The sequence below is a fragment of the Pseudomonas sp. genome (genome assembly GCF_050739655.1).
Lineage (GTDB): Bacteria > Pseudomonadota > Gammaproteobacteria > Pseudomonadales > Pseudomonadaceae > Aquipseudomonas.
Window position 1 is genome coordinate 1 of sequence record NZ_JBOIBY010000494.1, and the last position, 5983, is coordinate 5983.

General features: G+C 60.5%; 9 protein-coding genes. 3 read left to right on the forward strand and 6 right to left on the reverse strand.

Annotation, left to right across the window (positions count from 1 at the left end; all coding sequences use genetic code 11):
- Positions 1-9: 9 nt before the first annotated feature.
- A complete protein-coding gene (sutA, locus tag ACRESJ_RS23585) occupies positions 10-333 on the forward strand; it encodes a transcriptional regulator SutA (RefSeq protein WP_431760052.1) in 324 nt (107 codons plus the stop codon).
- A gap of 107 nt (positions 334-440) precedes the next feature.
- Here sutA and ACRESJ_RS23590 read toward each other — a convergent pair whose 3' ends face one another.
- The 6 genes from ACRESJ_RS23590 to lptM are packed head-to-tail and all read right to left on the reverse strand — an operon-like array spanning position 441 to position 5047.
- On the reverse strand, positions 441-1148 hold the full coding sequence (locus tag ACRESJ_RS23590) for an HAD family hydrolase (protein WP_431760053.1): 708 nt from the start codon (positions 1146-1148) through the stop codon (positions 441-443).
- Positions 1145-2044: a tyrosine recombinase XerC gene (xerC, locus tag ACRESJ_RS23595; protein ID WP_431760054.1), complete on the reverse strand. Its 900-nt coding sequence runs from the start codon at positions 2042-2044 to the stop codon at positions 1145-1147. Before xerC ends, ACRESJ_RS23590 begins: the two co-directional genes overlap by 4 nt.
- A 2-nt stretch (positions 2045-2046) precedes the next feature.
- A complete protein-coding gene (locus ACRESJ_RS23600) occupies positions 2047-2772 on the reverse strand; it encodes a DUF484 family protein (protein ID WP_431760055.1) in 726 nt (241 codons plus the stop codon).
- 13 nt (positions 2773-2785) lie between these two features.
- Positions 2786-3616: a diaminopimelate epimerase gene (gene dapF / locus ACRESJ_RS23605; protein ID WP_431760056.1), complete on the reverse strand. Its 831-nt coding sequence runs from the start codon at positions 3614-3616 to the stop codon at positions 2786-2788.
- A gap of 3 nt (positions 3617-3619) precedes the next feature.
- Positions 3620-4867, reverse strand: coding sequence for a diaminopimelate decarboxylase (gene lysA, locus ACRESJ_RS23610; RefSeq protein WP_431760057.1), 1248 nt, complete (start codon positions 4865-4867; stop codon positions 3620-3622).
- A gap of 9 nt (positions 4868-4876) precedes the next feature.
- Positions 4877-5047 (reverse strand): LPS translocon maturation chaperone LptM, encoded by a 171-nt coding sequence (lptM, locus tag ACRESJ_RS23615; RefSeq protein ID WP_431760058.1) that lies wholly within the window; start codon positions 5045-5047, stop codon positions 4877-4879.
- A 306-nt stretch (positions 5048-5353) separates the two neighbouring features.
- Here lptM and cyaY point away from each other — a divergent pair, with 306 nt between their 5' ends.
- The gene (gene cyaY, locus ACRESJ_RS23620; protein ID WP_431760059.1) at positions 5354-5686 is read left to right on the forward strand and encodes an iron donor protein CyaY; all 333 of its coding nucleotides are present in this window, start codon (positions 5354-5356) and stop codon (positions 5684-5686) included.
- Between the two features lie 4 nt (positions 5687-5690).
- Complete coding sequence (locus ACRESJ_RS23625) at positions 5691-5906, forward strand: DUF1289 domain-containing protein (RefSeq protein WP_431760060.1); 216 nt, start codon at positions 5691-5693, stop codon at positions 5904-5906.
- Positions 5907-5983: the final 77 nt, after the last annotated feature.

Consider the following 5983-nt stretch of genomic DNA (forward strand, 5'->3'; position numbering starts at 1 on the left):
AGGTAGAACATGAGCGACGATGATCTGGAAAACGACGACCTCGAAGTAGGCGACGACGACGAAACCGAAGAAGGTCTGGAAGCAGCGGCGGAAGACGTCGCTGAAGACGACGGCGGTGATGCCCCCGCTCCGACCGCCAAAGGCAAGGCCAAGGCAGCGGTATCGGTTGATGAACTGCCGAGTGTCGAAGCCAAGAACAAGGAACGCGATGCTCTCGCGCGGGCCATGGAAGAGTTCTTGTCCAAAGGCGGCAAGGTTCAGGAAGTGGAGGCCAACGTGGTCGCCGATCCTCCCAAGAAGCCTGACAACAAGTACGGCAGCCGGCCTATCTGAGCCTGCTTCGCGCTTGCTGAAAAAGCCCGCCGTCGCTGCGGGCTTTTTCATATCTGGAGCAAAAGCAAAAGATCGCAGCCTGCGGCAGCTCCTACAGGTGTACGCCTTCAAATCCTGGCTGAATTCCACAACGCCAACAACGCTGGCAGCTCGGTCAGGCTGCGAATCTCGGCATCCGGTAGACGCTCTGCTTCCCAGACTTTGCCCGCCGGGTTGAACCAGATCGCCCTAAGCCCCGCTTGCTGTGCCCCGGCGATATCGTCGCCAGGGTGATCGCCGATATGCACCGCCGTCTCAGCGGTTGCACCTCCGCGTTGCAAAGCTTCATGGAACAGGCGCGAATCGGGTTTTGCGATGCCGATGTCTTCGGCGCACAGCGCAAATTTGAAAAAGTCCGCCAGCCCCAGACGGCGCACGTCGGCGTTGCCGTTGGTGACCACGCCGAGGGCGTAATGGTTGGCCAGCACTTCCAGGGTCGGTTGCACCTCCGGGAAGATCTCCAGCTGATGCCGCGCATGCAGGAACACTTCGAAACTGCGATCAGCCAGGTCCGATGCTTCTGCGTGGGTATAACCAGATTCTTCCAAAGCCTGGAACAACACACGACGGCGCAGGGCGCTGATGCGGTGCTTGAGGTTTGGCTCACTGCTCAAGATTCGCTCGCGAATAGCCCACAAATGCTCCACCGGCACCGCGCCCAGATTCGGAGCGTGTTCCACCAGCCATTCGCGCAATATGGCTTCGGCGCTGACGATCACCGGGGCGGTGTCCCACAGCGTGTCATCGAGGTCGAAGGTGATCAGTTGGATCGTCATGAATCATCGCCTTTAATGCGTTTGGCCCGTGGATGGGCGCTGTCGTAGACCGTGGCCAGATGCTGGAAGTCCAGGTGGGTGTAGATCTGCGTGGTCTTGATGTCCGAATGGCCCAGCAGTTCCTGCACCGCCCGCAGGTCTTGAGAGGACTCCAGCAAGTGGCTGGCAAAGGAATGTCGAAGCATGTGCGGGTGCAGGTTTTGCCCAAGTTCACGTTCACCGGCGGCCTTGACTCGCACCTGGATCGCCCGCGGTCCGAGCCGTCGGCCTTGTTGGCTGATAAACACCGCATCGTCTGCAGGATTGGCCATGGCTCGCAGCGCAAGCCATTGTTCCAAGGCCTCGCGAGCCTTTTTGCCCACCGGCAGCAAACGGGTTTTACTGCCCTTGCCGAGCACCTGAACCATGCCGTCGGCCAGGTCCAGATGATCGAGATTGAGGCCGGTCAGCTCCGACAGTCGCAATCCAGAGGAATAGAACAACTCCAGAATCGCCTGATCCCTGCGAGCCAGAAAATCATCCTCCACACCACCTTCAAGCAGTTGCAGCGCGCGGTCGGTGTCGAGGGTTTTCGGCAGGCGGCGTTCGCCCTTGGGCGGAGCCAGGCCATTGGCCGGGTCGTGATCGCAAAGGCCTTCGCGGTTCAGATAGTGATAAAGGCCGCGCACTGCCGACAGCAGTCGGGCCAGGCTGCGCGAGGATTGGCCTTGGGCATGCAGACGAGCGATCAGGCTGCGCAGGCGCTGGATATCCAGTGCGGCCCAACTGCCGATGTTCTGCTTGATGCACCAGCCCAGTACTTTGTCGAGGTCGCGGCGATAGGCCGATAACGTATGGGGCGACACCTGCCGCTCACTGCGCAGGTGTTCGCAGTAAGCGTCCAGTTGTCGTTCCATGATCAGCGTACCGAGCGCAGGGAGCTGTTAACCCGAGGCAGCACGCGGCCCATGACTTCGGCGATGTAGCTCAGGAACAGCGTGCCCACCGAGCTTTTGTAGTGCTGCGGGTCGCGGCTGGCGATGGCCAGGATGCCATGGATGCCTTGATGGCTGATGGCGACAACGGCAGTGGAGCCAATCTGCTTGCGCTGTTCTTCGCCGAACAAAAAGTCCAGCTCGTGCTCACGCAGGTTGCCGCTAACGCTTTTGTCTTCCAGCAACAGGCCGCCAATGGCGACTTGTGCCTCGGCGTGAGTGGCCCAACGGCCCACCGACATGGCGTTGTCACCGAGCAGGATGAGGCTGACAAAAGGTACCTGGAAGTCTTGTCGCAGGCTGTCTTCGACACTGATCACCACGTCTTCCAGGCAGGTGGCGTCCATCAGCGCGAGGATCAGGCGGCGGGTCTTGTCGAAGAGGCGATCGTTGTCGCGGGCCACATCCATCAAGTGCGAGAGGCGATGGCGCAGTTCGATGTTGCGATCACGCAGGATGGTCATCTGGCGCTCTACCAGGGACACGGTGTCACCGCGCTGATGGGGTATGCGCAAAGCCGGCAGCAGTTCTTCGTGCTCGACGAAGAAGTCCGGATGAGCCTCCAGATACGCGGCAATCGCCGCCGCCTCCAGGCTTTCGGACGCTGATTCGTTGGGCTGTAGGGCAGGTACCTGAGGCTTGTCGGTCATGGCTTGGGCTCACTCAAAGACGCACTTGTCCTTCGTATACGCGCACTGCCGGGCCGGTCATCATGACCGGTTGGCCAGGGCCTGCCCATTCAATGGACAGGCGCCCGCCAGGCAGATCGATCAATAGAGGCGAATCCATCCACCCCTGGCTGATCGCGGCTACTGCGGCGGCACAGGCGCCAGTACCGCAGGCCTGGGTTTCCCCGGCTCCACGCTCCCAAACGCGCAGCTGTGCACGGTTGCGGTCGATGACCTGGAGAAAACCGACATTGACCCGCGCCGGGAAGCGCGGGTGATGTTCGATTTTCGGCCCCAGTTCATGCACCGGTGCATTGTTAATGTCACTGACCCGCAGCACGGCATGGGGGTTGCCCATGGACACGGCGGCGAGATCGACCGACGTGCCGTCGACTTCGACCTGATAGCTCGTGGCCTGCTCGGGTGCCTGAAACGGAATGTCCGCCGGCACCAGGCGCGGGGCACCCATGTTCACCCCGATCTGGCCGTCGCTACGAACGTCCAGCTCGATGATGCCGCTTTTGGTCTCGACGCGGATCTGCCGTTTTGCGGTCAGGCGCTTGTCGAGGACGAAGCGGGCGAAACAGCGGGCACCGTTGCCGCACTGTTCCACTTCGGAACCGTCGGAGTTGAAGATCCGATAACGGAAATCCACATCCGGGTTACACGGTGCCTCGACGATCAGCAACTGATCGAAACCGATGCCGGTATGCCGATCGCCCCATTGCTTGGCATGTTTGGGCAGAATGTGCGCGTGCTGGCTGACCAGGTCGAGGACCATGAAATCATTGCCCAGGCCGTGCATTTTGGTAAAACGCAGCAGCATGGCTTACTCCGGCAGCAGGCTTTCGCCAGCAAACAACTCGGCTACCGTCTCACGGCGACGCACTTCAAATGCCTGATCACCGTCCACCAACACTTCAGCGGCACGGCCGCGGGTGTTGTAGTTGGAACTCATGACAAACCCGTAGGCGCCGGCCGAATGCACAGCCAGCAGATCGCCTTCTTCCAGGGCCAGTTGACGGTCCTTGGCCAGGAAGTCGCCGGTCTCGCAGATCGGCCCGACGATGTCGTAGGCACGGGCAGCGCTGGTACGCGGGCGCACGGCAGTGACGTCCATCCAGGCCTGGTACAGCGCCGGGCGGATCAGGTCGTTCATGGCGGCGTCGACGATTGCAAAGTCTTTGTGTTCGGTGTGCTTGAGGTACTCAACCTGAGTCAGCAACACGCCGGCATTGGCGACGATGAAGCGGCCCGGCTCGAACACCAGTGCCAGGTCGCGACCGTCAAGGCGCTCGCGCACGGCCTTGATGTAGTCACCAGCCAATGGCGGCTCTTCATCGCGATAACGCACGCCCAAGCCACCACCAAGGTCGATGTGGCGCAGGTAGATGCCGCAGTCGCTCAGACGGTCGACCAGGCCCAGCAGGCGATCGAGGGCGTCGATGAACGGGGGCAAGGTGGTCAGTTGTGAACCGATGTGGCAATCGACGCCAACCACTTCCAGGTTAGGCAACTGCGCGGCGCGCACGTACACATCCTCGGCGTCGGCGATGGCGATACCGAATTTGTTCTCTTTCAGGCCGGTGGAAATGTACGGGTGGGTACCGGCGTCGACGTCCGGGTTCACGCGCAAAGAGATCGGCGCGCGAACACCCAGTTCGGCGGCAACCACTTGCAGACGTTCCAGCTCGTCGGTGGACTCGACGTTGAAGCAGTGCACGCCGACTTCCAGGGCGCGACGCATGTCGTCACGGGTCTTGCCGACGCCGGAGAACACGATCTTGTCAGCGCTGCCGCCGGCGGCCAGTACGCGTTCGAGTTCGCCACGGGAGACGATGTCGAAACCGGCACCCAGGCGTGCCAGGACATTCAGAACACCCAGGTTGGAGTTGGCCTTGACCGCAAAGCACACCAGGTGCGACATGCCAGCCAGTGCATCGGCGTAAGCCAGGTATTGGGCTTCGATGTGCGCGCGCGAGTAAACGTAGGTCGGTGTACCAAAGCGATCAGCGATAGCAGACAGGGCAACACCTTCCGCGAACAGTTCACCGTCACGGTAGTTAAAAGCGTCCATGATGTTCCCTTATTGGTAGACGTCGTGCTTGTGCTTGGACGATTGCTTTTGCGAGGACTGGGCCTGCTGTGCAGGGTCCTGGTCTTCGTCGGGCAGGTACAGCGGGCCTTTTTGACCGCAGGCCGAGACGAGGCAGGCGATCGCGAGGAGCGCAGCAAGGGAAGAGATCAGGCGCTTCATGGCGAAATCCTTGAAAATGCATTAATTGGGCCGGAGTATACCGGCCACCCGGCAGCTTGCCTATGCGATGGGGCTCCCGTCCGGCGGGGCTTGGCGCATGCAGGTCGCTACCATGCATTCCCTGTGGGAGCGGGCTCGCTCGCGAATGCGGTGCATCTGTCCATGCAGATGTCGACTGATCCATCGTATTCGCGAGCAAGCCCGCTCCCACAAAAGGGTGCCTGGGCTTTATCCTTTGCAATCGACGAGGCTCGGCCGTATCTTGCGGCGCTTGAGCCTGATCAGACACTTTTTGAGGTTGCCGTAATGAGTTTGTCCGAAGCGCGTTTCCATGATCTGGTCGATGCCACCCAGCAAACCCTGGAAGACATCTTCGAGGACAGCGACCTGGATATCGATCTGGAGAGCTCGGCCGGTGTGTTGACCGTGAAGTTCGAAAACGGCACTCAGTTGATCTTCAGTCGTCAGGAACCGCTGCGCCAGTTGTGGCTGGCGGCCGTCTCCGGTGGTTTCCACTTCGACTACGACGAAGAAAGCGAACGCTGGATGTGCGACAAGAGCGAAGAGCAGTTGGGCGAAATGCTTGAGCGCATCGTCCAGCAGCAGGCTGGTTCCGAATTCGATTTCGAAGGCCTGTGAGATCGTGACTGAACCTGCTCTCGTTCGTCCGCCGAAGCCGCTCTACAGCAATGTCAGCCCGGCGGTGCCGTCGCCGTGTTGCAATGTGTGTCGGCTGGATGAACAGAAAGTCTGCCGCGGATGTTTTCGCCATGTGGAAGACATCCGCGAGTGGCGCTCGGCCGATGATGAGCGGCGCCGGGTCATCTGTGAGCAGGCACTAAAGCGTCGACCTCAGTAGGAGCTGCCGCAGGCTGCGATCTTTTGATCTTCAGCAATTTCTGACCAATACAAAATCAGGATCAAAAGATCGCAGCC